Raw genomic sequence first — 25,598 nt, 5'->3', positions numbered from 1 at the left:
GCGGCCCGTTGGCGTTTGAATTTGATTACAAAATCACGGAAGACGGAATGACCGTGGAGCGGCTGTTGCGCGACGAATGGCGGCTCGGCCGGAAGATCGTGCACGAACTCCGGATGGCCGGCGCCGTCACGCTTGCCGGCGGAGGAAAACTGAGATGGAACGAAGAACTCGCTGCCGGTGTGGTGCTGACACTGAACGTGCCGGAGACCGAATCGGCTTATGTGCCTGAAGAGGGAGATCTGACGGTCGCCTACGAAGACGGCCATTGCCTCGTCGTCCACAAGCCGGCGGGCATCGCCGTCCATCCGAATGTCCCGGGCGGGAACGGCACGCTCTTGAACCGGGTAACCGGACGCTCTCTCAAAGAGGGACGCCCCTATGCCGAACATGTCCACCGGCTTGACCAGGGTACATCGGGTCTCGTCCTCATCGCCCGGCATCCGGTCGCCAAGGCCCTGTTCGACCGGATGCTTGAAGAGAAGGCCATCCGCCGGACATACTTGGCCGAAATATCCGGCCGCCTACGCCGACCGAAAGGCACGATTGATGCGCCGATCGGCCGTGACCGCCACCATGCGACGAGGCGGCGGATCTCCCCCGGCGGACAGACAGCCGTCACCCATTATGAAGCGGTCCGGGCAGGGAACGGAACTTCTCTCGTATCCCTGGACCTGGACACCGGCCGCACCCATCAGATCCGCGTCCACCTCGCCCACCTCGGCCATCCGATCATCGGTGACACGCTATACGGCGGCAGGCCTTCTCCGGCCGGATACCGGCTGCAGGCGGACCGCCTCTCGTTCACCCATCCATTTACGGGAGAACCGCACCGGATCCAAGACCCGGTGCAGCCGGACTGGCTGAAGGAATCCGGCCGGATCGAGTGACGGGGTCGGACACCGCAATCCATGCTGCCGGGAACCATACGGGCTTGAACGCCTGCCCGTCTATTCCATACGAATACCGGGACACCGCAAAAAGCCCCGGACCTCCATGAAGGAAGGTCCGGGGCTCTTTTTTCATTCATCAAAAGTTCATGTTGTCCGGGTCCGTGCCAGTCCGCTCGAACCGGTTGATGCCGTCGATTTCCTCCATCTCGGAATCCGTCAAGTCGAAGTCGAATACGTCGGCGTTTGCGGCCACCCGCTCCGGATGCACGGATTTCGGGATGACGATCAGATCATGCTGGAGATGCCAGCGGATGACCACCTGGGCAGGCGCTTTGCCGCGCGCTTCCGAAATCCGGGTGATGACCGGTTCATCGAGCAGGCGGCCGCGGGCAAGCGGAGACCAGGACGTGACGGCGATGTCCTGTTCCTGGCAGAACGAACGGAGCTCCTCCTGCGACAAGTACGGATGAAGCTCGATCTGGTTCACCATCGGCTTGACGTTCGCCGTGGCGAACACTTCCTCCAGATGATGCCGATGATGGTTGGATACGCCCGGAACCCGGATCAGCTTCTCCTCATACAAGCGCTCGATCGCCCGGTATGTATCGGTGAATTTCCCTTCAATCGGCCAGTGGGTCAGGTACAGGTCCAGATAATCCATCTTCAGTCTTTCCAGCGACTGTTCGAATGCACGGAGCGTCTCATCGTAGCCCTGGTCGGTGTTCCAGACTTTTGACGTGATGAACAGGTCTTCCCTCGGAATGCGGGATGCCCGTACAGCCTCGCCGACCTGGGCTTCGTTGCCATAGACGGCGGCCGTGTCGATCGCCCGGTAGCCGGTTTCCAGTGCCGTCCCGATCGCCCGGAGCGTCTCGTCGGGGTCGGTCATCTTGTAGACGCCGAGGCCGAGCCGCGGCATGTCCACGCCGTTTGCCAGTGTTTTTGTCGATTGCAGATTCAGTTCCATCCAAAATCCCTCCTCGCCTTGCTGATTCCATTTTAACCGAGCAGACGGCCGGAATCGAATTTTCCGATTTTCAACTGCCAATTGAAATTCCAGCCCAAAACGAATATTATAATGGATGGATTATAATTTTGTTCGTCTTTTAGGAGGATCCACCATGTTTCAGTTAAAAGAAAACGGGACAACCGTCAAAACAGAAGTCCTCGCAGGGATGACGACATTCCTGACGATGGCTTATATCATCATTGTCAACCCGATTGTCCTGAGTGATGCGGGCGTTCCGTTTGACCAGGTGTTCATGGCGACCATCATCGCAGCGGTGATCGGGACTCTGTGGATGGCACTGTTCGCCAACTACCCGATCGCCATCGCACCGGGCATGGGGTTGAATGCCTACTTCACCTCGGTCATCATCGCCTCCGACGGAACGCTTGATTACGTGACGGCGTTTTCTGCCGTATTCGTCGCGGGCATCGTGTTCGTCATCCTGTCGCTTACGCCGCTCCGGGAAAAGCTGATCGACTCCATCCCGCAAAATCTGAAACATGGAATCACCGCAGGCATCGGACTGTTCATCGCGTTCATCGGACTTCGCCAGTCGGGCATCGTCGCGCATCACGAAACGAATCTCGTGAAGCTGGGTGACCTGACGTCCGCACCCGTCCTCCTGTCGCTGTTCGGTCTGATGGTGACGGTCATCCTCATGGCCCGAAATGTATACGGGGCCATCTTTATCGGAATGGCCCTCACCGGGATTGCGGCATTCTTCACCGGCCAGCTGAAGTTCGCGGAAGGCTTCGTGAAAATGCCCCATCTTCCGGAAGGAATCATCGTCTGGAACCCAGTCACTGCGATTGGGGATGTCGTCTCCCATGGCCTGTACGGAGTCGTCTTCGCCTTCCTTATGGTGACCCTCTTTGATACGACGGGCACGATGGTCGGCGTCGCCAGGCAGGCCGGCCTTCTGAAGAACGGCAAACTGCCGCGCGTCCGGCCCGCTCTTCTGGCCGACTCCGTAGCAGCCACGGCCGGCGCAATGTTCGGGACAAGCCCGACATCCGCCTACGTCGAGTCTTCTTCCGGTGTCGCAGTCGGGGGCCGGACCGGCCTCACGACGGTCACTGTCGCCGTCCTGTTCATCGTCGCTTCCTTTTTCGGTCCGCTCGTCGGCGCGCTTTCGGGAGTTGCGGCCATCACTGCGCCGGCACTCATCATTGTCGGCAGCCTGATGATCGGCGTGGTGAAGGAAATTGAGTGGGACTCGTTCGAAGAGGCCTTCCCGGCTTTCCTCATCATCCTGACAATGCCGCTCACGTCGAGCATCGCAACCGGCATCGCCCTCGGTTTCATCTCCTGGCCGATCATCAAGATCGTCACCGGGAAATGGCGGGCGGTTCCTCCCCTGCTCTACGTCTTCGCCATCATGTTCGCCTATCAGCTTCTGTTCCTGCCCCATTGACGGCCGGCGGGATAAGCACAATAAAAAGAGCCTGCATCCTTCGTGTCAAGGATGCAGGCTCTTTTATAGTCAGTAATACTTTGGACGGGAGATGACCGCCTGTACGGCAAGCACGACAGCCGTCACAAGATGGAGGAACCATCCGACGAACGGGATCCAGGCGAATATGCTCGTTGCAAGCCCGAGGATGGACCCGGACTTTGCCGAGTGATCCCGGATGGCCAGGATGAGCGTCACTGCGTGAAGGATGAACATCACCCCGAGAATCGAGTAGCTTGTGCTGAGCACGACAATTCCGCCGATGAACGGGACGGCCAGGAATGCTTCGCCGATCGCCGTCACCCAGCGCATAACTGTAGAACCTCTCATATCTATCCCTGCTTTCTATTGTTTCGGTATCTGTTATACGGAAAAGCCGGTCCGAAAGTTTCATGCCGTTTCTTGTCAATTTATTGTCGGTCCCCTGTAATTGACGGTTCCCGTGCGGGGACCCGTTTTCTTTTTGTGCCGGTTGCGGTATACTGTTCATAGACCGCAACTTCGAAACAGGAGGTACCGTCATGAAACTTATCTTGATCCTCGGCGTCATCTTCGCGTTCCTTTCCGCCATCCTGACAGGCGGCTATGAAGACAAGCCCGGTTCGACAGACAAGTAATACGCAGAGGCCCGCCAATTCGGCGGGCCTCTTTTTCATGCCGTCCGGAGATTCTCTGTCCGTCCTCCCTTCAGGAGAGCCCGGGAAATCCCCTCTGCCGTAGCGCTTCATAGACGAGGATCGCCGCGGTGTTCGACAGGTTGAGCGAGCGGATGTGGTCATTCATGGGGATCCGGAGGCACCGCTCGGGATGTTCGGCGAGCAGATCCTTCGGCAGGCCCGTCGTCTCTTTGCCGAAAATGAAAAACACGTCCTTCCCGGGATCCGAAAAGTCCCGTTCTGCATAGTGACCGGTTCCGAATTTCGTCAAATAGTAAAAATCCCCGTCCGGATAAGCATCGAACACTTCCTCGATTGCATCATGATACTCCAGGTCGACGTGCTCCCAATAGTCGAGGCCGGCCCGTTTGAGCATGCGGTCATCGGTCGAAAAGCCGAGCGGCCGGACAAGATGGAGCTTCGTGCCGGTGCCGGCACAGGTTCTTGAAATATTTCCCGTATTCGCCGGGATCAGCGGTTCATGCAATACAACATGGATCATTTAGGCACTTCCTTCTGCATGTCTTCGATGTTTCTGATGGCAGCGCGGATCTCTTCAAGCGCTTCTGCATCCGTTTCCGCGGTTTCTGCATGGCCCAGGGCAGTGATCGCTTCGTCGGAAGCGATCTTCCCGAGCGCATATGCCGCTGCGCCGCGCATGTAAGGGCGGGCATCTTCCCGCAGGATGCGGACAAGTTCCGGTACAGCCGCTTCTTCCCTGAAATGGCCGAGCGCATAAATGGCGTTCCGCTGGATCGGATTTTTGCCGCGCCACGAGCCGGACATATGGCCGAACCGTTCCTTGAATTCGCGGTTCGACAGCGAAAGAAGCGGCGTCAGCAGCGGTTTGGCAAGCTCCGGCTCCGGCTCGAACGCAGCATGGAACCGGTTGTGCCTGCCTTTGTTCTTCGGACAGATCGTCTGGCATGTGTCGCACCCGTACACACGGTTTCCAATTTCCGTTCTGAATTCCTCCGGAAGGCTCCCTTTCGTCTGGGTCAGGAAGGCGATGCACCGCTGGGCATTCAGGCGGCCGCCTTCTATGAGGGCTCCTGTCGGGCAGATGTCCAGGCAGAGGGTGCAGTCCCCGCAGCCATCCTCGATCGGCTCATCCGGCGCGAACGGGATGTTCGTGATCATCTCGCCCAGGTAGACGTATGATCCGAATTCCGGCGTGATGATCGAGCAGTTCTTGCCGGACCAGCCGATCCCGGCCCGCTCCGCCACCGCCCGGTCAACGAGTTCGCCAGTGTCCACCATTGACTTGAGGCGGGCCCCGGGGCACCGCTCCAGGATGAATGACTCGAGCAGGGCCAGTTTCTCGCGGAGCACGTCATGGTAGTCCTGTCCCCATGATGCCCGGCAGAACATCCCCCGCCGCCCGCCTTTCTTCCCTTTTGGAGGGTTGTCCATTTTGGACGGGTACGCGACGGCGATGGCGATGATGCTCTCGGGACGGTCCATGAGCATCGAAGGGTCGGTCCGTTCATCGGGTGTCCCTTTTTCAAACCCCGACTGGAATCCCGACTCCTGCTGCCGGCGCAGCCGGTTTTTCATCTCCAGAAACGGATCGGCGGTCGTGAAACCGATCTTGTCGATTCCCGCCGACACAGCAAACTCGCGGATCTCCCGCTGCAATTGAGCGGTCTCCATTTCGTCACTCCTTTCCAATATGGTACGCTATATGAAAACAATGCGGGTGATAACTTTGAGAATTCAAGCGGATGAAACTTTGTTCGAAACGGTGCCTGATCTGAAATTCGGCATTCTCCATTATAACAGAATCAGCCTGGCCGACGCGCCCGGTATGCTGTCGGGGCGGATCAATCTGTTCTACGAAGAGCTGAAACTGGATCTTGCGGACAAGCCGGTCACCGACTTTCCCGGCATCGCGGAATGGCGGAAAGTATGGAAGGCATTCGGCAAAGATCCGGGACGCTACCGTCCCTCCGCAGAGGCACTCATGCGCCGGCTGAAGAAAGGCGAAACTCCGTCCCCGATCAATCTCGGTGCGGATCTGAACAATTTCATCTCGGTTCGGGAAGCGGTTCCGTGCGGTCTCTATGACTTGGACAAAATCACCGGACCGGTCGAAATCCGCAGTGGCGGTGAAGAGGATGAATACGAAGGCCTCAACGGCAGGATGAACAATCTGGAAAACCTCCTTCTCACCGCTGACTCTGTTGGACCGTTCGGAAGCCCGTTTGTGGATTCACGCAGGACGCCGGCGTCCACGGACACGGCGCATGCACTTCATGTGATTTACCTTTGCCCATCGCTGTCAGTGGACGAAGCTGCTGAAATGACGCGCGGCATCGGCAAGCTGTTCACATCCGTCACGGGCGGCCGCTTTGAGCCGGCCGTCCTTCATGCCGGCCGTCCGGCGGCAGACCTCTCTGCAGCGGAAGGGAAATAATAAGGCGGGACAGCTGTATCCTGAATGTGAACCGTTTCCCCGTCACCGGTCCATGTGCACGGGCCGCGGGACACCGGTGAGACATGCCGGGTGTGCCTGACAAGACAGGCATCAGACGCTTGCGCCCGGCTGCCACAGGCCGTTGAGAACATGAAAACGCCCCCGTCCGCTTTGATATGCTCCCTCCAAAGTAGACAGAGTAAAAAACAAAACTCTGTTTTCCTTGGAGGGAGCTTTTTATGGCATACAAAGGTTTTATTCTTGAAGAGAAACTTAAGGCTGTTCTTGCATATGAAAACGGCGAAAGTTCTTCAGCACAGCTTGCAGTCCAATATGGAATTTCCCTCGACACGGTCAAGGCCTGGATCAGCCAATATCAGGAATTCGGGATTCCCGGTCTTGAGCCCTCAGCGGGCTGGAAATCATACCCCGAAGAACTGAAACTGGAGGCAATTAATGACTATCAGATCGCCGGCCTTTCACAAAGACAGATTGTCATAAAATACGGTATCAGCGACCGCTCTGTTTTTCGACAGTGGCTGAAAAAGTATAATGGTCATGGAGAAGTCCCGAAGGGACGCAAAGAACGGAGGGTTCCCATGACCAGGGGAAGAAAAACGACATGGAAAGAGCGGATTGAGATTGCCCAACAATGCATCGCAGCTGGAAAGGATTATCAGGGGATCGCTGAGAAATACGAGGTTTCCTATAATCAGGTCTATCAGTGGGTCAAGAAATACGAGACAGGACACGTTGAGGCGCTAAGGGATGGCAGAGGACGGAAGAAAGAGAGAGAGGAATTGACGAACGAAGAGCGTCTTAAACTGGAGATCAAGAGAATCGAGCGAGAAAACGAACGTCTTCGTGCGCAGAATGCACTTTTAAAAAAGTTGGAGGAAATCGAAAGGAGGCGGCTCTGAGCAACGTTCGTCAGGAGAACCGATATTTGGCAATCCGGGAGGTTCATGAGGAAGACAGGTTCACCCTTGAACTCCTCTGTGAACTGGCTGGGGTGGCCCGTTCTGCGTACTATAAATGGACAAAACGGTGCCCGACGGAAGAAGAGAAGCTAAACACGGTACTCCTTGCGGAGATCCGGGAATTGCATCATGAGCGCAAGGGCATCTATGGATACCGGCAGATGAAGCTGCAATTGGATCGCCGGCACGGCCGTAAATTCAACTACAAACGAATCTATCGCTTGATGAGAGTGGCTGACATCCAATCGGTAATCCGCCGTAAAAAGAGGCGCTATATTCCATCCACTCCGGATCATGTGGCAGAGAATGTCCTCAACCGTGACTTTCACGCAGCACAGCCTAATGAAAAGTGGGTGACGGACATTACGGAATTTAAATATGGCGGTGAATGCAAGGCCTATCTCAGCGCGATCCGGGATCTCCATGACGGTTCTCTCGTGGCCTGGGTGCTTGGACGCTCCAACAACAATGCCCTGGTGTTTGAAACGCTGGATCAAGCCCTCCGGGCTGAGCCTGATGTCACGCCTGTCCTGCATAGTGACCGGGGCTTTCAATACACCAGCAAACAATTTAAGACGAAGCTAAAGAAGGCTGGCATCATACAGAGCATGTCACGGGTAGGAAGTTGCATCGACAACGCGCCCATGGAATCATTCTGGGGAACATTGAAGTGCGAAGAGTTTCACTTGAATACCTATCAGACGTTTGAGGAACTCAGAAAAGCGATTGAAGCCTATATCCACTACTACAATAATGAACGTCTACAGGTACAACTAAACGGCCTTAGCCCTATGGAATACAGGGCTAAAGCCGCCTAATCAAATTTATTTATTTCGACTGTCTACTTGACGGGGTGCAGTTCACTTATGCGGAACCGGGGCGTTTTCAACATGGACAGATCATCCGTTCAGCACTGCATAAAACAGGTAGATACCGAAACCGCAAAGTGAGACCATCATGCCGATTGCCAGTTCCGCACTCGTCCATTTTTCATCCTGGTCCACTTTCTCCACCCAGCGTCCGGCCTCGACCTCCACACCCATCCGCTCCTGCTCCTCGACCTGCTTGATCATTTTCCGGCCCCTCTCCTCGAGGGCAAAATTAAACAACACAATCGGGATCAACAGAAGGAACAATCCGATCAACTGCATGACGTCTTTCTCCCTTTCCGCTCAATGCTGCATCGTCCGCCGGTATCCGGCGGATTTCTTTGTCCCATCGTTCCCCATTATTCTGCCGGTCATCCCTTCAATCCCGCCGGAATCAAAAAATCCTGTCCGCTTGCACGGACAGGATTGTGAGTATGTGGACATCTGCTTTACATGGCGGTCAGACCGCCGTCGATGACGAATTCGGAACCGGTCGAGTAGCCCGATTCGTCGGATGCCAGGAATAGGACTAGATCGCTCACTTCTTCCGGCTGGGCCATGCGGCGCATCGGGATGTGCTTGGAAAACTCCTTGATCGTCTCCACGGCATCTCCCTGCGTGACCATCGGCGTCTCGATGACACCCGGGTGGACAGAGTTGACGCGGATGCCGAGCGGCGACAGCTGCAAAGCCGCAGCCTTCGTCAGACCGCGCACTGCAAACTTCGTGTCCGTGTAGCCCGGCGCCCCGCCGACGAGCCCGTTCATGGAGGAAATGTTGATGATCGATCCTCGCCCGGCTTCCTTCATCACCGGCGCGACTGCCTTGATGCCGAGAAACACGGAAACCTGGTTGATGTCGACGATTTTCCGGTAGTCCGCCTCCGTCATATCGAAAATCGACTTGCTCATGCTGATGCCGGCATTATTGACAAGGATATCAGGGGGTCCGAACGCTTTCTCGGTTTCCCTGATGACGGACTCCCAGTCGGCAGCGCTTGTGACATCTTGTCTGACGAACCGTACAGATGCGCCAAGCTCCTCCGCCAGCTTCATGCCGCCTTCTTCATTCAGGTCGGTGATGACGACGTTCGCGCCTTCCTCGACGAATTTTCGTACATGGGTCGCCCCCATCCCCTGTGCTCCGCCTGTGACGATGGCCACTTTCCCTTTCAGTCTGTTCATGTCTTCTCCTCCTCTCAATTTAGTATAGCGTTAAACTAAATTTTATTCATATAGAATGCTCTTTATTTAGAACCAAAATAAAAACACCTAGCCGCTTCCGGCTAGCGTTTCCCTATGCCCGTTTTCTTTTCAGCGAATCAAAGATCTTTTGCGCCTCTGCCTTCGCCCGTTTCAGATCCTTGCTGTATACGGTGATCAGCTTGTTCTCGATAATAAAATTCCATTGACGACTCATGTTTTCCACCTGCCTTCAAAATCTATGCTTTACTCTTATACCACCCAGCAGCCTCCTTCAAACATTCATTCAATGAGAGCCCCTGGACAGGCCAACGCCGCGACCTGCGGAAAACATAAAAAGCGTCGGATACCGTAGTATCCGACGCATAAGATCAGCTTTTGTTTGGTACCGGTGGTCGGGGTCGAACCGACACTCCGTAAGGAACACGATTTTGAGTCGTCTACGCTGACCAATTCCGCCACACCGCAGTCATATCAACGGTTTTAGAAACCCCACCTTGAATCACTACATACGATTTCCTTTAATTATGCATCTAAGATTGGAAGTCGTCAATAATATTGATTTCAAATCCTTTAAGGGGGCCGTGTTCGGGTTTCCACTTCTGATGAATTATTGTGCTTATTCCACTTAGTAGTTTTTCTGGTTCATCAGATATCTCTCTCGCGAAATCAATGTTGAAGTTGTAACTTCCATAGAATTTCCCGTATCTCAATACTTCGATTCCCTTAGTCTTACTTCTTCTTTTCCTGTTTGAAGTATATCCTCTCCTGGAAATCTCATCTCTTGCTCCATCATACTTAAAATTATATTTCGCTTGCCCCAAACTTCTATACCTAAGAATCAGCTTTTCTTCATATAAACGTGCTTCTTTAAGAACATCAAACTCAGCTACTACTTTGTATTGTAGCTTCCTCTTCTCCATAAGCGATTTATGTTCAAGATTTCTTCTAGTGCTCGATCTTCTCATTCGATACCATTTTCCCGAGCCTACATACACCACTTCACCGTCTATTAAATGAAGATAAACGATATACTTATCAACTCTTCGAAGCTCATTGGCATTTAATCCGTTCGTTTTGATCAGCTGTTGGACCTTTTGAAACGTGACGCCATGTTGAGAAGCTATATCTTGATTCGTCATTTTTTCTTCTAAGTATCTAATTAGCTTATTTTTATTAGGCAGCAAAATAATCACCTTCACATGTTTTATCTATTGAAAAAACCCGCCAATCAAATTTTTCCTATAAAAAAATCACCCCATAGCGGGGTGATACTCAATCTAGTTCTTCTACTTCTAAAGGCGGAAGACTATTGACTAAATCAACTGTCTGAACAGCAACATTAATTGCTCGTAACAATAAATTAAACACATATTTTTCATCGTTTGAATAATCGTTTGGATCATCTACAATACCAGAATCCGTATCTTGTCTCACTTGATATTGTTCAATAATCCAATGAATAATAGAACGACCATTCACTACATACTCATAAGCTTTTTCAGGGATATTATTAATTGTTATATCATTGTTGAATATTACAGTATCGAGTTTATTTTTATTTGGATGCTTCATCTTGTGTACTTTAAAGGATGGATTTGGTTTGTGAATTACCTCTACTGATTTATATGGCTCAACTGATTCATAATTGAGGTGTAAATCAATTAGTCTATTACCTATTTCGACAAATTTTTTGTAGTTTTTAGCATAAGGTATAGACGGTAATCCTTTTATTAATTCATTTTTGTTGGTAGCTATATAATCTTTTGAATGAAGGACTCCGTAAAGATAGGAGAATATTTCTTGGTTCGACATATGAACATTATATTTTTCTTGCCATGACTTTTTGTATTCGATACTAATAGCAGGCATAGCATTGCTGTCAAACAAGGAGTCGTTACTTTCATTATATATTAGATATGGAAAAGCTTGTGATCCGCCAGTAAATAGATTCAAGTCAGAAACAACATCAGTTACCAAACACGAGAATTCTTTGGTACCAGCTTTCCCTGGCACTAGTATTACTTTGTTTCTAGAAGTAGGGGTAGGGAAAATTTTTGGCATCATGTACTGCATATCTAATAATGAAGCTTCAAAGTAGAGGTTTTTCTTAGTAAACGGACGATATAGACAAGTGTATAATCTATCCTCAATAAAATCTAATCGTCTTTTCTTTGAATATCTAGTTATTAGTCCCCTTGTCCATTTAATTTTTGTTGGGGATGATAATAGCTCCTGCGCTAGACCTTTTTCGAGCCCCTCATTATAATTATTTATCAATGTATTGATATTCTTCATAAGTTTCTTTGAAGAAAAGTTGTATGACCAAGCATCTCTGCCTGTTTTTATTCCGCCAGAATAATTTAAAAAGACATTATTTTCTTTCGACTTTTTACTTCCAATCAATACTGAGGGAGAACTTTTTCCCGTGATACGTTGATTTATCCAATCACTGTATTCATTTGGGATAATCGTACTGAAGTCTAAATTTTTAATTGACTGCCATGAACTTATTTCGTTTAATTTCTGTTCTCTAGTAAGATAATCATCTATTTCTTTATAATGAATCGTATTTGAGTTCTTAGAACTGTTTTTCACTAATATTACTATCGCTATAGTCGTTCTAGATCCTTCTCCGAAGATACCTCCTCCTTCTTTTTTTCTAATTTCTCCTTGTGTACGAGCGTTGCCCCGGAGATTAATAATATAGATATCATTAAATTCTTTATATAATGAATTTCTTATTCCATCAGTTGCTGCTCCATCAATAAACGAGCCGTTACTTACAAATGCTACAACTCCGTTTTCCCCAATTCTATCAGTAGACCATCTAAACGCACGTGCGTACGAATCATAAAGCACTTGTTTGTTCGTTGCTGTTGAATGCGCAACATATGTCTTCTCTATAGATTCATCAAGAGCTGGGTATTTAAAGTTATGCAAGTTGTCATTGTTACTCTTTTGTTTTGATGAATATGGGGGGTTACCTACAATAACAAATATTGGACTATCTTGTTGCTTTTTTATGCGTTCATTATTCTCATCAAACAATTCACTAACAAGTGAATCCTTCGACTCTGTGCTTTCAAATGTATCTGTTAATACAATGCCTTCAAAAGGTTTGTAGTCTCCACCTGATAAACTGTGAAATGTTTCTTCAATATTTATAGCTGCAATGTAATAACTCAATAAGATCATTTCATTCGCATGAATTTCCTGAGTATATTTTCTAAGAAGATCTTCTTTAGATATCAATCCACTCTGGAGCAGACGAGTAATAAATGTACCTGTTCCTGTAAATGGGTCAAGCACATGAATTCCTTTGTTGGACAGACTTTTTCCGAATTCCTTCTCTAAAATATAATCTACGGAATTAATAATAAAATCTACTACCTCGACAGGGGTAAACACAATACCCAATCGCTCGGTAGTTTCCTTAAAACCAACCTTAAAGAACTTATTATAAAGTTGAATGATAATTTCTTGTTTTGCTTTTAGATTATCGATTCCTTCTGCTCGAATCCGTACACTCTCATAGAAATCTTCGAGTCTTTCTTGTTCCTTAATGAGCCCTTGAGCCTCCAAAACTCTCAAAATTGAATCCATTGCTTTAGATACAGGGTTGTTATTAACGAAACTGTATGACTCGAACAAAGCTTCAAATACAGGCTTGGTTATTAAATGCTGGGCCAACATTTCGATAGCTTGATTATTAGTAATAGAACCATTTATGTTGTGTCGTAAGCTTAATACGAATTTTTCAAACTCACTATAGGCTTCACTTTTCTCATCTTCTAACATGACTTGTATTCGCATCATATGTTTACGAGCAATTTCCGCAACGTCTTTTGACCAGTCTTCCCAATATCGTACATTACCGACTTTGCGAACTATCTTCCCAAAAATCGCTCGTTCTATGTCAGTCAAATCTTCCTCATTTAATTCCAAAGCTAGTTGGTGAGAAACAGGATCTAACTCACCTCCTTCTGGAGCATCGCCTACACCGACAACCTGAACTTGATCGGGTTTCTTTTTATTTAGTTCTAACTTGTTTATCGTCGCATCAAATCGCTCATCAATGGAACGTAACGCGTTTAGAACTTCCCATACGACTCGATACTTTTCATTATTGTCTAGAACATTTTTTGCATCTGTACCCGCTGCAATCCCTATTGGCAAAATGATATATCCATAGTCTTTTCCTTCTACTTTACGCATAACCCTGCCTACAGCTTGTGCGATATCGATTTTGGATTTTCTTGGCTTAAGAAACATTACAGCATCTAAGTCTGGTACATCTACTCCCTCAGTTAAAAATCGAGCATTTGATAGTATCCTACAAGTGTTTTCAGGGACATCTTCTTTCAACCATGAAATCCTTTTGTTCTTCTCAAGAGCATTCATGGATCCATCCGCGTGGTCAATTTCAATATTGTATTGTTTTTCATAGTCTTTAAGATCTTGATATAAGTATTGATCAACAACATGAGAAAACATGTTAGTAATTAATTTTGATTCACGTATGGTACCAGTAAAAGCAATTGCTCTTTTCATCGGTGCTCCAAGTGCCTCATCAGAATTACTTCGTCTGCGTACTAATCCATTCCAGCAACCTATAATTTTCGTTACATCATCAAATTCCAACTCAGAATCCTTAGAAAGCATCTGTTGAAATCGCCGAGCTATCATTTCTTCATCTACCGCAAGTACCATTACCTTATAGTCAGTCAGAATTCCTTGCCGGATGGCCTGTCCGAATCCGATGCGATAGAATTCTTCTCCATATAGTTCGGTATCACTCATATCTGCTATAAGTACAGACATTTCATCCGCTTTCTGTCTAGCAGATTCACCGTAAACTCGAGGCGTGGCTGTCTGATAAAGGCGTTTAGCTGCTTTAATATTAGTGTTGTAATGTACTTTAGTAAAACTACTACCTTCTTTTCCGAGTTCAGTGGCTCCAGTAGTACGATGAGCCTCATCACAAATTACTAAGTCAAATTCATAAAACCCATTTCTTTGAGCTTCAATAACGACATCAATCGACTGATATGTTGAAAATACAGTTAGTATTTCTCCTTGTTCCTCACGAGTGTCAATCTGTTTTTGATATTCTAATAATCTTACATGATTAGTAGTAGCTGGATAGCCGAGGTCTGCAGCAGCTATGTCTTCTAGCTCATTTTCTCCTTGTGCTTTAGTTACTTTTCGGTCTGAGCAAACAGCAATCGAATCCATGCTATAGCTAATATCCGCATTCCATCCTCTAAGAGTTTGGGAAAGCAGTTGAATACTAGGAACTAAATATAGGACCCTAAAAACACCATTTTTCTCAGCTGCCATCTTTTCAGCTATGGCCATAGAAGTATACGTTTTACCAGTCCCAGGGGCCATTATCAATTTCCCGCGATCAGTATTCTTAAATCCATTTACCACCGCTTCAATAGCAGGAATTTGATGCGGTCTAGGAGTTTTTTTGTCTTGTAATATGACCTTCTTAGGGTTATTAAAGGAGTAGGCAGACCAATCAATTTTACTCTCTTGCAAGTCCATTAACGAAATCCGCGCAATGGCTTTATTTCTAAACCTAAGAGCGTCTTCAGCGTTAGAACTCCAATTATTTGTAGTTGTTACAATGATCCCTTCAGAATAATAGCTCTTTCCAACTTCATTTAAAAAGGAATCAATATGTGCTTTTCTTATAACAGTGTCTTCGGAATAATACTTGCATTGAATAGCTACTAATTCGCCGGTATCCCGCTTTTTTGCAACTAAGTCCACTCCGGTGTCTTTCTTTGGAATGTTGTATTCTTCAGGAACATCACTTAGCTTCCAAACTTTTTCAAACAGTCGTTCATACATCGGTTCATTCTCGAAATATGAAATAGTTAATAGTTCAAACAACGTACCTCTATCTCGCTGAGTTCGGTATTCAATGTCAATTTCTTTAACTAGCTCTACAAAGCTAGTGGTTTTTTTCATTTCCAAACTCTTCACCGTCTTTCAATCATGATTTCGTGGATTAATATTATCTTATCATGGAAGACAGACTAAGACATTACAGATAATAACTGAGTCAGTGAGATGTTGAGATCTCTTGCTTTCACGGAGTTTTGGTCAATTGGTACCGATAATGTGCGCACCCTCCCCCTCGTTAATTCCGTGTCCTCTCTGCTTTTTATATACAAAATAGGGGTATCCCTCAGTAGTTCCCTCTGAACCACCCGTAACTGTAAGTCTCCAACCCCGAGTTCTTGAGTTTAGTATTCACTCGAAATGCTACTTCTCTTCGGTTGAACTTCCTTCCATATGAATCAGTTTGTTCCGAGTAGTACTGTGCCCAGATGTTTGCTACTCCAGTTCTGTATGCATCTTCCCCAATGGATGTTCTAAGATGATCCAGTTCCCTTACCTTCTTCTCTGCCGAATTCAATTGTTTTGTTTCATCATAATAGAAATGTTCTACAATCATCGTACTCAACTCCTTTATAGATTCGCTCGATGCATATCGAGAAGTCCTGAGAATACGTATGCCAGCTCTGATGCTTTCGTATCCTTATCAATATGTATAGCTCTATTCTCGTACCAATGAGATATCAGATTAAGTGCAGCCATTGTAAATTCAGCAGGAATATTTTGCAGCTCATTAAAATCTGCACCAATATAATTCTGCACATAATTCTTTGAAGCTGATAGCATTGTTAACAGCAGATGATTATCTTCATCATGCTCAATCCTTAGATACTGCTTAACATGTGAAATATCCAGTTCGGTAATTTTAACTTCCATTCTTCTTCCTCCCTTTCAATAAAGAAAAGAACAGGAGCTTACGCCCCTGCTTCATCTTCTGCTTCTACTTTTGTAAGTGCTCCGGAACCTTGAAGTGCAAGGGACCATGTTACGAGATCATCGTAAGGAACTTCCAGGCTGAAGTCAGTGATTGTTGCGTTACCTTCATATTTACGTCCAGATGGGAACTCAAGATAAACGTCAACGTTCTCAGAGTTCAGATACGCAGATTCAAGAACAGCATACGCTTCATCGGTTTCAATGAAAGCTCCGTCACTGTCAATCGACCATTCCTTAAATCCAGCAATAGATTCTTTCCAGAATCCTTCTGTATCCTTGGAAGTCGAATCAATTGTTTCAGCACTCCGGTTCAGAGTTGCGTTTCGTTGACCTGCAAGAATCTTTCCTGTAGCAGCATCTTTAATAAATAGCTTTACTTTCATTCCTGAAATTTTGGCCATAATATATCATCCCTCATATTTCAATAAAAAAGAGAGCAGATAAAAAATCCGCTCATCTTAAAGGTCTTGCTGTTTTTATAGGTAGGGCTATTACGCCTTGACTTCCATTTTGACTACAGCCTGTGGATTTACGACTGCACCATCCATGTAGCCATCAAGGACAAGCAGCTGAGTACCGTTCAGAACAGTCTTCGTGTCTGTAACTTGCTGGATAGCCATACCTTTTTTGACCATGATAGAATACGCTTCTGCCATGTTCGCAAAGACGACCGGAGTCTGATCTACTGCTTCTCCTGCATCAAGAGCATCGGTGACATGGACTGGAACTCCGAAGATGGTATAAACGACTTTACCGTTTACGACACCGTTCTGGAGGTAGAAGTGACCGTTGTTATCTTTCAGCTTTGCGATCTTATTGAAGAACGGACGAGAGAAGTAGAATGCAGCACCGTTAAGGAAATCAGGGTGGATTGCAGTATACATTTCCATAAGTTCATCAACGCTAACGACGCCAGCTGTTGCTTCAACAACCTTAACTTCTGCATCACCGATAATGCCTGTGAACTCAGTTGTACCGTTACCTTTGAAGATTGCTTTTTCAGCAGTCTTAGCTACCCGACGACCAAGAAGATCATTTGTGTAGGCAACGATATCGACAGCTGCATCATTGATCAGCATGTTCGAAACCGAAGTAGCTGCACCAAGTCGTTTTTGTTTCAGTTCAACGTGAGTGAAACCAAGAGTCGATTCGAGGATATCTTCACCTTCACCGAAGAAGCCAGCAGTTACAGTATCGTTTTCACGAGCTACTTTAAGAGTGCCGGATTCAGAAGGGATCTTCCGTGCATTAGCAAAGGCCGGCGATGTTTCTTCCATACGTTTTACGATCTCGCCTTGTACCCCTTCAGGAACAACAGCTTGACCAGTTGTGGTAGTAGCAAGGTTACGAAGTTCCTGCTCGTAGGAAGCTTCCATTTCTCGTTTTTCAATCTTCATTTCTTGTACCATAAATTGATTACCTCTTTCGTTTTGGTTTATAATGTCCGAGAATTCTAATATTTCATCAGGCACTTCGACATCTTTGACAAGTTCAATTCCTCGGGCAGATATTTCTGTTTGGCTGTAAGCAGGATTCTTCACGACCGATACTTCAAACAGTTCAAGCTGCTCAATGGTCCTTACAGCAATGCCTTCGACTAATTTCCAGCTATCTTTAATAGCACGGAAACCGAACGACATATTCTGATAGATGCCGGATTTGATTAGCTCGTAAGAATCCTTGCCGTACGTTGTTGGGGTAATGGTTGCGCGCATAAAAAGACCCTGCTCATCTTCTTCAAGATGCAGGGAACCGTTGCGGGTAGATGAAAGGATTTGTTTTCTATCATGCTCTGCCAGGAATTCAATTTCCTGAGCTGCTTTGATTGCCGAAGCGAAGGCTCCAGGAGCAACCATTTCTCGAAACTTCCTAGCTGTGCCAAGAACATTCGATAGCATGTTAGTTTTGTTTACATATCCTTCAACAACCATATCTCCATTAGACTGAAGCTCGATCTTCTGGCTTCTTAGTTCCATCTTCATGAAGGGCAACATCTCCTTGTTCAATTGTTGGTCCGAGATTCAGAAACACTAGTTCGTTATCATCGGAATATTTCATAACGCTTCCGATACTTAGAAGTCGGAAATCCCGTGCTTCTGGAGGAAGGTCGAGTTTATGCAACGATTGATTCAAGGTCAGAAGTCCAGCTTTGAATTCTTCTGCGATCGTTTTAACTTTCTCAGCTTCTGTTGTTCGAAGAATTTCAGAAGTATCGAATCTGAAATAATATCCATTCTTCTTTTCTTCGCCTGTAAGAAGATGCTTATCAAACGAAGATTCCAGAGCAGTAATAATCGGCAGCAAGGTATTCTGAAGGAAGTAAACGTTATTTGCTTCCAATGAGTTGTACTTGTTTGCGTTACTGTTCAAGAGGGATTCAGGGATATTAAACAGCCGAGCAACATCAGAAATAATCTTCTTACCTGTTTCAGAAAGTTGAAGTTCTTCAGGTTTCATCGACAGGGGTTGGAAATCAAGTCCTTCTTCCAAGACAATTGTCTTGCCAGTATTTTTCGGACCTGTATAAAGCGAAGTGAACGATTCTCTAAGTCGTTTGATTGCCGCTTCAGTGAGCCATGCGGAAGCCTTCAAAACACCGACTGGAACTGCACTGTTCTCAAGCAAGGACAAAGTATAGCTGACTTGATTCGTGGCAGTTTTAAGAATTTCTTCTCCATCAACAAGAATTCCATTTGTACCAGAATCGATTACCATTACTTCATGTTCTTGAAGGGTTACTGTTTTGATCCCTTCATAGATGAACTCTTTTCGACTGACAGTGATTCCATCAACCGTGAATTCTTCTACTTTGACGTTCCTTGCAGGTAGATGATGAATTCCGTTATCAGTTCGGTAAAGGTAAGCAATACCTCTCAACAGATAATCTTGGACAGCCTGCTTAGTTACCATCTGAGCTGTTTCGTATTTGTTACTATCGTGGTTTAGGATGCTTACTCGTTCATCATCGATCTTTTCTACTTCTCGTTCGTTTACTTCCTTGTACAGGTAAACAGGAAGGGTTGAAATTGCATTTGTTACAAGTTCAACTGCTGCCTTAACAGCAGGGATCTTTAGGGCCTGCGCTTCTGTAATTGAAGTTGGGGGCCGAGTTGTTAAGATAGCTGTCGAAAAATAATCTTTCGGAACTTCCCCGTCTTTTCGATTCCAAGCAAATGGATTTGCCAAACGAATTCCTCCTTTATGTATTTTGCAATATTCTGCAAACTAGAAAAATCATAAAAAAAGACTGACACTGTTAATTCAGTGTCAGTACAGTGGCCTTGGAGTTGGCCAGATATGAAACAAGAAAAAGAAACCCTGGTGGCCGAGGGGGCCATGATAATAAATGCGACATAGAGCTTTCCCTACCTATATCATCAGTAGGCAAGGAAAGTTATTCGCCAAGGAAAGGAGGACCTTGTGTTATTCAATTGGAAGACGAAGACCAAGAGAACAACCATGAAAGAAATCGAAACAAAGGAGGATAAAGAATGACTTTGACTCTAAGAGAAATGCAAAACTATGCAACTCTCTCTATAATATATTATATAGAAGTCGGAGTTATTAGACAGTTTTAAACCAATATGTTTATATTCTTCTGCTGATATCACTGTGAAGAACATTAGTTGTTCTCCTGCTGCTATCGTTGAGATGAACATAAATTGTTCTTCTGCTGATACTGTTGAGAAGAACAGAAGTTGTTCTTCTGCTGATACTGTTGAGAAGAACAGAAGTTGTTCTCTCTGATATCCTTGAGAAGAACAAGAGTTGTTCTCTCTGATATCCTTGAGAAGAACAAGAGTTGTTCTCTCTGATATCCTTGAGAAGAACAAGAGTTGTTCTCCTGCTGATATTATTGAAATTACTGATCCCTACCTCCTTCCATAAACATACCCTCTATCATTCTATAGATATGATTTTATTTAGTATTCGAGAAAAACTTGTTTTTCTCGAATAAATTAAATATTTATAGTAGATATTTATTGTATATATTTATAGTGTTTAATTTTTACACTTATTAAGTTCAAAAACTAAATCTGGTTAGTTTAAAATCTAAACACAGTTAGACAATAAAAAAAGACGACTATTAAATAGTCGTCTTTACAAATTCATCTGTTTGAATTTCGGCCTTCTCTCCTTTTGTGAATGAATTTCGCGCTACAGGAAAATAAACTACATAACGATTGTTATTATAATTATTTTCAACATGCTTTCTACGTACAATCCGAATTAACTTCTTTTCTTCTAAGTACTTAATTGCATTTGAAACTGTAGCATTACTTCCAAACCCTAAGGCATGTTGAATTTGCTTCACAGTTGGAAAAGCATAATTATATTCCTTATTAAAGTTCTTAACCAGATAGCTATAAATCATGTATGCAGCGGGTTTACCAGCCAATACCGTAAGTGCAAGGTCTGGCATTTGGTGAAATTTTTCGTTCATCTTATCAATCCTTCTTACTATATAAGTAATCTCTTTCTCTTTCTCAATTTTCTCCATACATCATTCTCCACCCTTTAGTTTTTCTTAATATGATTATTTCCGTAGAAAGAAAAACGTAAATTAAAAGGAGGTACTTTTTTAAAATTTATAAGTGAGTATTTTCCCCCTACCGGATACATATAGCTAACGACACACCAAACATGTATTATATGGATAGTAAGAATTCTCTAATAAAGGAGTGATTAAGTTGTTTAACACAAGAACCATTGAAGATTTATCCTATAAAGAAACAGTTGATAAGATTGTTGAACTTAACGAACACATTCAAAAATTTTGGTCTAAGTCGCAAGGATGGGCTCCAATTGATGCCGCTAACTTGCTTAGTAAGTCGAGATTAGATTGGTTAGTCTCTTTAAGTCACTCACTCTATAAGTGGGAAAGTGATCCCAGTGAAGAAGCGGAGTATGGCGATTTAATTTTAGCATGGGCTAATCTTGGCGCTTTGGTAGAAGGAAGCATGAAATTCTTCCTTTCTGTTTACTATGAGGATTATAAGAATGATAAGAACGCAATCATTTTATGGGGTAAGCAAATTGACCCGGATGGAGCAATGTTTGGTAAATTGAAAGAATTCTTCAAAAATAGTGTCTGGCTCGATCATGAACGAAAAGAAAAGAATGACTGGCTATCTGAAATTCAACAAAAAAGAAATGCAATCCATGCTTATCGGGAACGAACAATTGATGACTTTATCTCTTTCAGGAAACAAGTTAAAAATTATCTTTCATTCTTAATTGGCCTATTACGTCGTGTCCCCTATCCTGACGATATTTATGGTCCAGACTTATTGATTTGGTAAATTACTGTTAAAACGGATTTGGACTGTTATCTATTATGACTTTTTCAGCCTTTTTAATTTCACCATTAAGTTCCTCAAGGCTGGCTTGATGGAAGGCAACCTTCTTACAGCTGTCATTCAGGATTTTTTTTATCGAGATTAAATGGAATTCTTTTTCCTGTAGTAATTTATCCAATCGGTTTTCAATCATCTCAGTCATCTCCTTGAAGAAAGTTTATCCAGGAAAAACCGACTGTAAAGCTAATTTATAAAATAAGAATTTTATTATTATAGCCCTGTAAGGCCAGTGCAGTTTATGAATGAGTATTTATATTACTCCTTCTGTACTAAGCCTTACAGGGCCTTCTGTAGCCTTCAATAGATATCTGGGGTACCCTTTTAAATCGTCGAGCTCCCCAGGTAGGAGTGTTTTATGAATTATTCAATTCGATGGATAAAATCATAGAACTTCGCACTCATTGATTCTTCTTCATACGGATTGTTAGGTAAATCCCCACCTGCATAACGAATTTTATTAAGATGGCGTTTTAAGGTCGTCTCTAAACAAGACCTTAGATACTTTTCGTAATTCCAGAGATCTTTTTTACCTTGAACTTCATTGATTACTCGAATAACGAGTTCTTTTGGCATACCTCTCGTTCTATATTCATTTGATAAATAATGATTTAACTCTTCTCTGTTAACCTTCTCATTGTTAACAGTCTCTTTTATATCTTTTATTGTATTTATTTCTTTTTTATCTTTATATGCATTGACCTTTTGGACAGGCAAGCCTTTACCTTTTGGAATAGCAAGAGTTGACCTTTTGTCACTTTGCAATGCCTCAGAATCCGCTTTCTCCGCCTTATCTTCGTTCTCGCAAGTTGACCTTTTGTCAGAGCTGAAATGCTCATGAATCTTATTAGTGATGAAGAAGTGCTTCCTTCGCGGAGAACCCATAAGAACAGTTTCAATATATCCAGTAGCTTCAAGTTCCTTGATAGCTTTTGATTGTTGCTTGTAAGTGAGAGCTGTTTCTTCTTCAATCGTTTCGCTCGTCAAATAGAAATAATGCTTTCCGTTCCTCTTTCTTAGCATCTTTTTCTTTGAGAAGCTTTCATAGCTTGAGCAAAGCTGTCCAAATACAATTGCTCCGTTTACTGAAACTTCTCTCGCCACTTCTTTGTTGAACATGACGAACGCACTTCCTCCTAGGACTGATAACAGATTCATTCCACTTCTCTCCTTTTCTTGACAGAAGAGAGCAATCCTTGCTATCGTTGATAGCGGAAGGACGTCTCGTGCTTCCATCCCTATGCCGATTCTTTAGCGCCCCACGCTATAATAGGAATCGGTATATTTCTATTTTATCATTTCCAGAATATTCCGTAAATTTATATTACAAATTAAGCTTTCCAATCGTGCTATGCTTTCTTGATATTTGTTCTAAGTCGGATCCCCATAGAGAGACGTATCTTTTTGTCACTGTTAAATCAGAGTGCCCAAGTAAGGCTGCTAACGAGAAGGCGTCAATTCCTGACATAACCATTCTCTTCGCAAATGTGTGGCGTAAGATATGAGGACTAAACTGCTTCTGGATTCGACTTTCATTTTTATACTTATTAAACCGGCTCTGGATTGCTCTAGGCTTCAATGGACCATTATCAACATTAACAAATAGCACGTCTGTATCCAGCTCCCCACGAAGCCTTAAATATCCCTTTAAATAGCCCTGGGTTGTTGAACTTAGATAAACTTCTCTCTCCTCCAAATTCTTCGTTATTCTTACTCTCAATTTGTTGCCTTGAACATCTTCGACTTCTACCCCACATATTTCAGACAAACGAATTCCTGTATCGAGCATGACAAGAAAGATGCAAAAGTCTCGCACCCCTACAAAGCTATTCTGTTTCTTTATTATCTGTGCGATCTTTTTAATTTCTTCATCTGTTAGCGTCTCAATAATCCTTCTTCTATCCCTGAGCTGCTTCATTTCTGAAACTGGATTCTTCTTGATAAACTTCTCTTTCTTTAATAACGTGTAGAATGCCTTTAAAGCACGGAGACGAGTGTTGATGGTTACGATCTTCAGACTTTCTTTCCAGTACAGCAGAACGTCCTCAACGTCTTTCTGAGTCACTTCAGATAGCTGCTTGTTAATGTTGATTTCCTTTAATGACTTTTTAAAAGCTGAGAGCTCATTTCGATAGTAACGAATGGTAGCAGGGCGAAGATTTTTTAGTTGACAGCTCCTCTCGAAACGACTGAAAGCTTCTTCATCAGTTAACGACGTCATAAGCAACTTCTTTTCTTCAATGGAGAGTTCTCTTGATCGACGCATACGATTCACATCATTAGATTTTTGATAAAAAAATCGTATTCAGCGAAACAAAAAAACCCCTAACAAAGTTAGAGGTTTCGGTGATACCCGAGGCCAGACTTGAACTGGCACGCCTTGCGGCATCGCATTTTGAGTGCGACGTGTCTGCCATTCCACCACTCGGGCAAATCGTTATTTATGACTGGTTTCAAGTGTTTTAAATTTATCAGCTTTTGAGTCGTGCGCGTCTGCCTATTCCGCCACACCGGCATGATTTAAAATCATGCAGAAATAAAAAAATGGAGGCGGCAACCGGACTCGAACCGGTGGTAAGGGAGTTGCAGTCCCTGGCCTTACCGCTTGGCTATGCCGCCAAATAGAAAATGGAGCGGAAGACGGGATTCGAACCCGCGACCCCCACCTTGGCAAGGTGGTATTCTACCACTGAACTACTTCCGCATAAAACTGGGGTAGCTGGATTCGAACCAACGAATGACGGAGTCAAAGTCCGTTGCCTTACCGCTTGGCTATACCCCAATGGGGCGGCTGATGGGAATCGAACCCACGAATGCCGGAACCACAATCCGGTGCGTTAACCACTTCGCCACAACCGCCATAATCATATTTTCTTTGACCGCTGATCCAATAAGTCATCAGGGATGGGGCGACTGATGGGAATCGAACCCACGAGTGCCGGAACCACAATCCGGTGCGTTAACCACTTCGCCACAATCGCCATCAGTCAAAAATGGCAGGGGCAGTAGGAGTCGAACCCACAACGGAGGTTTTGGAGACCTCTGTTTTACCATTAAACTATGCCCCTATGAATGGTGGAGGGGGGCAGATTCGAACTGCCGAACCCGAAGGAGCGGATTTACAGTCCGCCGCGTTTAGCCACTTCGCTACCCCTCCAAGGTGGTGCCGGCCAGAGGACTTGAACCCCCAACCTACTGATTACAAGTCAGTTGCTCTACCAATTGAGCTAGGCCGGCACATGGTGGCTTGGGACGGAATCGAACCGCCGACACAAGGATTTTCAGTCCTTTGCTCTACCGACTGAGCTACCAAGCCAACATAAGTTATGTATAAAATAAATGGCGGTCCCGACGGGAATCGAACCCGCGATCTCCTGCGTGACAGGCAGGCATGTTAACCGCTACACCACGGGACCATTGGTTGCGGAGGCAGGATTTGAACCTGCGACCTTCGGGTTATGAGCCCGACGAGCTGCCACTGCTCCACTCCGCGATAATAAAAGATGGTGACCCCTACGGGATTCGAACCCGTGTTACCGCCGTGAAAGGGCGGTGTCTTAACCGCTTGACCAAGGGGCCATATTCAAATAATAAAACTGGCGGAGAGCAAGGGATTTGAACCCTTGATACGCGGTTAGCGTATACACGATTTCCAATCGTGCTCCTTCGGCCACTCGGACAGCTCTCCATAAATGGCTCCGCAGGTAGGACTCGAACCTACGACCGATCGGTTAACAGCCGATTGCTCTACCACTGAGCTACTGCGGAATAAAGTTGATTTGCTTACTTGCATGTTTGCTTGTTTGTAACAAGCCCGGCGGCGTCCTACTCTTGCAGGGGGAAGCCCCCGACTACCATCGGCGCTGAAGAGCTTAACTTCCGTGTTCGGGATGGGAACGGGTGTGACCTCTTCGCCA

Annotated in this window: 24 protein-coding genes, 15 tRNA genes and 1 rRNA gene; 6 read left to right on the top strand and 34 right to left on the bottom strand. The window is 45.5% G+C overall.

Annotation, left to right across the window (positions count from 1 at the left end):
* Positions 1–8: 8 nt before the first annotated feature.
* Positions 9–887, top strand: a complete 879-nt coding sequence (locus B0B07_RS12315; RefSeq protein ID WP_407643875.1) for an RluA family pseudouridine synthase — start codon at positions 9–11, stop codon at positions 885–887.
* A 139-nt stretch (positions 888–1,026) separates the two neighbouring features.
* Here the strand turns inward: B0B07_RS12315 and B0B07_RS12310 are convergent, their stop codons facing one another.
* Positions 1,027–1,857: an aldo/keto reductase gene (locus B0B07_RS12310; protein WP_200805815.1), complete on the bottom strand. Its 831-nt coding sequence runs from the start codon at positions 1,855–1,857 to the stop codon at positions 1,027–1,029.
* Positions 1,858–2,011: 154 nt separating this feature from the next.
* Between B0B07_RS12310 and B0B07_RS12305 the strand changes: the two genes are divergently transcribed.
* Complete coding sequence (locus B0B07_RS12305; RefSeq protein WP_076759346.1) at positions 2,012–3,313, top strand: NCS2 family permease; 1,302 nt, start codon at positions 2,012–2,014, stop codon at positions 3,311–3,313.
* Between the two features lie 69 nt (positions 3,314–3,382).
* Here the strand turns inward: B0B07_RS12305 and B0B07_RS12300 are convergent, their stop codons facing one another.
* The 3 genes from B0B07_RS12300 to queG form a co-directional block, all read right to left on the bottom strand.
* On the bottom strand, positions 3,383–3,682 hold the full coding sequence (locus tag B0B07_RS12300; RefSeq protein WP_076759344.1) for a hypothetical protein: 300 nt from the start codon (positions 3,680–3,682) through the stop codon (positions 3,383–3,385).
* Between the two features lie 357 nt (positions 3,683–4,039).
* On the bottom strand, positions 4,040–4,510 hold the full coding sequence (trmL, locus tag B0B07_RS12295) for a tRNA (uridine(34)/cytosine(34)/5-carboxymethylaminomethyluridine(34)-2'-O)-methyltransferase TrmL (protein ID WP_076759342.1): 471 nt from the start codon (positions 4,508–4,510) through the stop codon (positions 4,040–4,042).
* Positions 4,507–5,661: a tRNA epoxyqueuosine(34) reductase QueG gene (gene queG / locus B0B07_RS12290; RefSeq protein ID WP_076759341.1), complete on the bottom strand. Its 1,155-nt coding sequence runs from the start codon at positions 5,659–5,661 to the stop codon at positions 4,507–4,509. Before queG ends, trmL begins: the two co-directional genes overlap by 4 nt.
* A gap of 79 nt (positions 5,662–5,740) precedes the next feature.
* Here queG and B0B07_RS12285 point away from each other — a divergent pair, with 79 nt between their 5' ends.
* The 3 genes from B0B07_RS12285 to B0B07_RS15455 all read left to right on the top strand — a co-directional run bounded on the left by B0B07_RS12285 (position 5,741) and on the right by B0B07_RS15455 (position 8,222).
* Positions 5,741–6,424 carry a B3/B4 domain-containing protein gene (locus B0B07_RS12285; protein WP_234982395.1) on the top strand — a complete coding sequence of 228 codons (684 nt, stop codon included), beginning with the start codon at positions 5,741–5,743 and terminating at the stop codon, positions 6,422–6,424.
* A gap of 239 nt (positions 6,425–6,663) precedes the next feature.
* The gene (locus B0B07_RS15460; protein ID WP_076759338.1) at positions 6,664–7,344 is read left to right on the top strand and encodes a helix-turn-helix domain-containing protein; all 681 of its coding nucleotides are present in this window, start codon (positions 6,664–6,666) and stop codon (positions 7,342–7,344) included.
* Entirely contained in the window at positions 7,341–8,222 is an 882-nt protein-coding gene (locus B0B07_RS15455; protein ID WP_144264359.1) for an IS3 family transposase, read from the top strand. The genes B0B07_RS15460 and B0B07_RS15455 overlap by 4 nt, the downstream gene beginning before the upstream one ends.
* Positions 8,223–8,303: 81 nt before the next feature.
* Here the strand turns inward: B0B07_RS15455 and B0B07_RS12270 are convergent, their stop codons facing one another.
* The 11 genes from B0B07_RS12270 to B0B07_RS12220 all read right to left on the bottom strand — a co-directional run bounded on the left by B0B07_RS12270 (position 8,304) and on the right by B0B07_RS12220 (position 20,825).
* Positions 8,304–8,555, bottom strand: coding sequence for a hypothetical protein (locus tag B0B07_RS12270; protein WP_076759337.1), 252 nt, complete (start codon positions 8,553–8,555; stop codon positions 8,304–8,306).
* A 167-nt stretch (positions 8,556–8,722) separates the two neighbouring features.
* Complete coding sequence (locus tag B0B07_RS12265; protein WP_076759335.1) at positions 8,723–9,457, bottom strand: glucose 1-dehydrogenase; 735 nt, start codon at positions 9,455–9,457, stop codon at positions 8,723–8,725.
* Between the two features lie 112 nt (positions 9,458–9,569).
* Positions 9,570–9,692, bottom strand: a complete 123-nt coding sequence (locus B0B07_RS15500) for a hypothetical protein (protein ID WP_268753127.1) — start codon at positions 9,690–9,692, stop codon at positions 9,570–9,572.
* 316 nt (positions 9,693–10,008) lie between these two features.
* Positions 10,009–10,662: a hypothetical protein gene (locus B0B07_RS15450; RefSeq protein WP_076759334.1), complete on the bottom strand. Its 654-nt coding sequence runs from the start codon at positions 10,660–10,662 to the stop codon at positions 10,009–10,011.
* Positions 10,663–10,750: 88 nt separating this feature from the next.
* The gene (locus tag B0B07_RS12250; protein ID WP_076759332.1) at positions 10,751–15,457 is read right to left on the bottom strand and encodes a DEAD/DEAH box helicase; all 4,707 of its coding nucleotides are present in this window, start codon (positions 15,455–15,457) and stop codon (positions 10,751–10,753) included.
* Positions 15,458–15,677: 220 nt separating this feature from the next.
* The gene (locus B0B07_RS12245) at positions 15,678–15,947 is read right to left on the bottom strand and encodes a hypothetical protein (protein WP_076759331.1); all 270 of its coding nucleotides are present in this window, start codon (positions 15,945–15,947) and stop codon (positions 15,678–15,680) included.
* A 14-nt stretch (positions 15,948–15,961) separates the two neighbouring features.
* Positions 15,962–16,264 (bottom strand): head-tail connector protein, encoded by a 303-nt coding sequence (locus B0B07_RS12240; RefSeq protein ID WP_076759329.1) that lies wholly within the window; start codon positions 16,262–16,264, stop codon positions 15,962–15,964.
* Between the two features lie 38 nt (positions 16,265–16,302).
* Complete coding sequence (locus B0B07_RS12235) at positions 16,303–16,725, bottom strand: phage major tail protein, TP901-1 family (RefSeq protein WP_076759328.1); 423 nt, start codon at positions 16,723–16,725, stop codon at positions 16,303–16,305.
* 90 nt (positions 16,726–16,815) lie between these two features.
* Complete coding sequence (locus tag B0B07_RS12230) at positions 16,816–18,306, bottom strand: phage major capsid protein (protein WP_076759326.1); 1,491 nt, start codon at positions 18,304–18,306, stop codon at positions 16,816–16,818.
* Positions 18,263–19,510, bottom strand: coding sequence for a phage portal protein (locus tag B0B07_RS12225; RefSeq protein ID WP_076759325.1), 1,248 nt, complete (start codon positions 19,508–19,510; stop codon positions 18,263–18,265). The genes B0B07_RS12230 and B0B07_RS12225 overlap by 44 nt, the downstream gene beginning before the upstream one ends.
* Before the next feature lie 901 nt (positions 19,511–20,411).
* Positions 20,412–20,825 carry a helix-turn-helix domain-containing protein gene (locus tag B0B07_RS12220; protein ID WP_076759323.1) on the bottom strand — a complete coding sequence of 138 codons (414 nt, stop codon included), beginning with the start codon at positions 20,823–20,825 and terminating at the stop codon, positions 20,412–20,414.
* A gap of 190 nt (positions 20,826–21,015) precedes the next feature.
* On the opposite strand from B0B07_RS12220, the gene B0B07_RS12215 reads away from it, so the two are divergent.
* On the top strand, positions 21,016–21,627 hold the full coding sequence (locus B0B07_RS12215) for a hypothetical protein (protein WP_076759322.1): 612 nt from the start codon (positions 21,016–21,018) through the stop codon (positions 21,625–21,627).
* A gap of 7 nt (positions 21,628–21,634) precedes the next feature.
* On the opposite strand, the gene B0B07_RS12210 is transcribed toward B0B07_RS12215, so the two are convergent.
* The 19 genes from B0B07_RS12210 to rrf all read right to left on the bottom strand — a co-directional run.
* Positions 21,635–21,817: a hypothetical protein gene (locus B0B07_RS12210; protein ID WP_076759320.1), complete on the bottom strand. Its 183-nt coding sequence runs from the start codon at positions 21,815–21,817 to the stop codon at positions 21,635–21,637.
* A 227-nt stretch (positions 21,818–22,044) separates the two neighbouring features.
* A complete protein-coding gene (locus tag B0B07_RS12205) occupies positions 22,045–22,800 on the bottom strand; it encodes a hypothetical protein (protein ID WP_144264358.1) in 756 nt (251 codons plus the stop codon).
* Between the two features lie 205 nt (positions 22,801–23,005).
* Positions 23,006–23,947, bottom strand: coding sequence for a tyrosine-type recombinase/integrase (locus B0B07_RS12200; RefSeq protein WP_076759318.1), 942 nt, complete (start codon positions 23,945–23,947; stop codon positions 23,006–23,008).
* 84 nt (positions 23,948–24,031) lie between these two features.
* Positions 24,032–24,112, bottom strand: a tRNA-Leu gene (locus tag B0B07_RS12195).
* Between the two features lie 114 nt (positions 24,113–24,226).
* Positions 24,227–24,300 (bottom strand) — tRNA-Cys (locus B0B07_RS12190).
* Positions 24,301–24,310: 10 nt separating this feature from the next.
* A tRNA-Gly gene (locus B0B07_RS12185) sits at positions 24,311–24,385 on the bottom strand.
* A gap of 6 nt (positions 24,386–24,391) precedes the next feature.
* Positions 24,392–24,463, bottom strand: a tRNA-Gln gene (locus B0B07_RS12180).
* A 1-nt stretch (position 24,464) separates the two neighbouring features.
* A tRNA-His gene (locus tag B0B07_RS12175) sits at positions 24,465–24,540 on the bottom strand.
* A 46-nt stretch (positions 24,541–24,586) separates the two neighbouring features.
* Positions 24,587–24,662 (bottom strand) — tRNA-His (locus B0B07_RS12170).
* Between the two features lie 13 nt (positions 24,663–24,675).
* A tRNA-Trp gene (locus B0B07_RS12165) sits at positions 24,676–24,749 on the bottom strand.
* 5 nt (positions 24,750–24,754) lie between these two features.
* A tRNA-Tyr gene (locus tag B0B07_RS12160) sits at positions 24,755–24,838 on the bottom strand.
* Positions 24,839–24,842: 4 nt separating this feature from the next.
* Positions 24,843–24,918: transfer RNA gene (locus B0B07_RS12155), tRNA-Thr, on the bottom strand.
* Between the two features lie 3 nt (positions 24,919–24,921).
* Positions 24,922–24,997, bottom strand: a tRNA-Phe gene (locus B0B07_RS12150).
* Between the two features lie 24 nt (positions 24,998–25,021).
* A tRNA-Asp gene (locus tag B0B07_RS12145) sits at positions 25,022–25,097 on the bottom strand.
* A gap of 2 nt (positions 25,098–25,099) precedes the next feature.
* Positions 25,100–25,174 (bottom strand) — tRNA-Met (locus tag B0B07_RS12140).
* 11 nt (positions 25,175–25,185) lie between these two features.
* Positions 25,186–25,260 (bottom strand) — tRNA-Glu (locus tag B0B07_RS12135).
* Between the two features lie 18 nt (positions 25,261–25,278).
* Positions 25,279–25,369: transfer RNA gene (locus B0B07_RS12130), tRNA-Ser, on the bottom strand.
* A 5-nt stretch (positions 25,370–25,374) separates the two neighbouring features.
* A tRNA-Asn gene (locus tag B0B07_RS12125) sits at positions 25,375–25,449 on the bottom strand.
* Between the two features lie 44 nt (positions 25,450–25,493).
* A 5S ribosomal RNA gene (gene rrf, locus B0B07_RS12120) occupies positions 25,494–25,598 on the bottom strand; the annotation flags it as partial.

Source organism: Edaphobacillus lindanitolerans, assembly GCF_900156305.1.
GTDB classification, from domain to species: Bacteria; Bacillota; Bacilli; order Bacillales_A; family Planococcaceae; genus Bhargavaea; species Bhargavaea lindanitolerans.
This window is presented reverse-complemented; position numbering and strand designations above follow the sequence as displayed.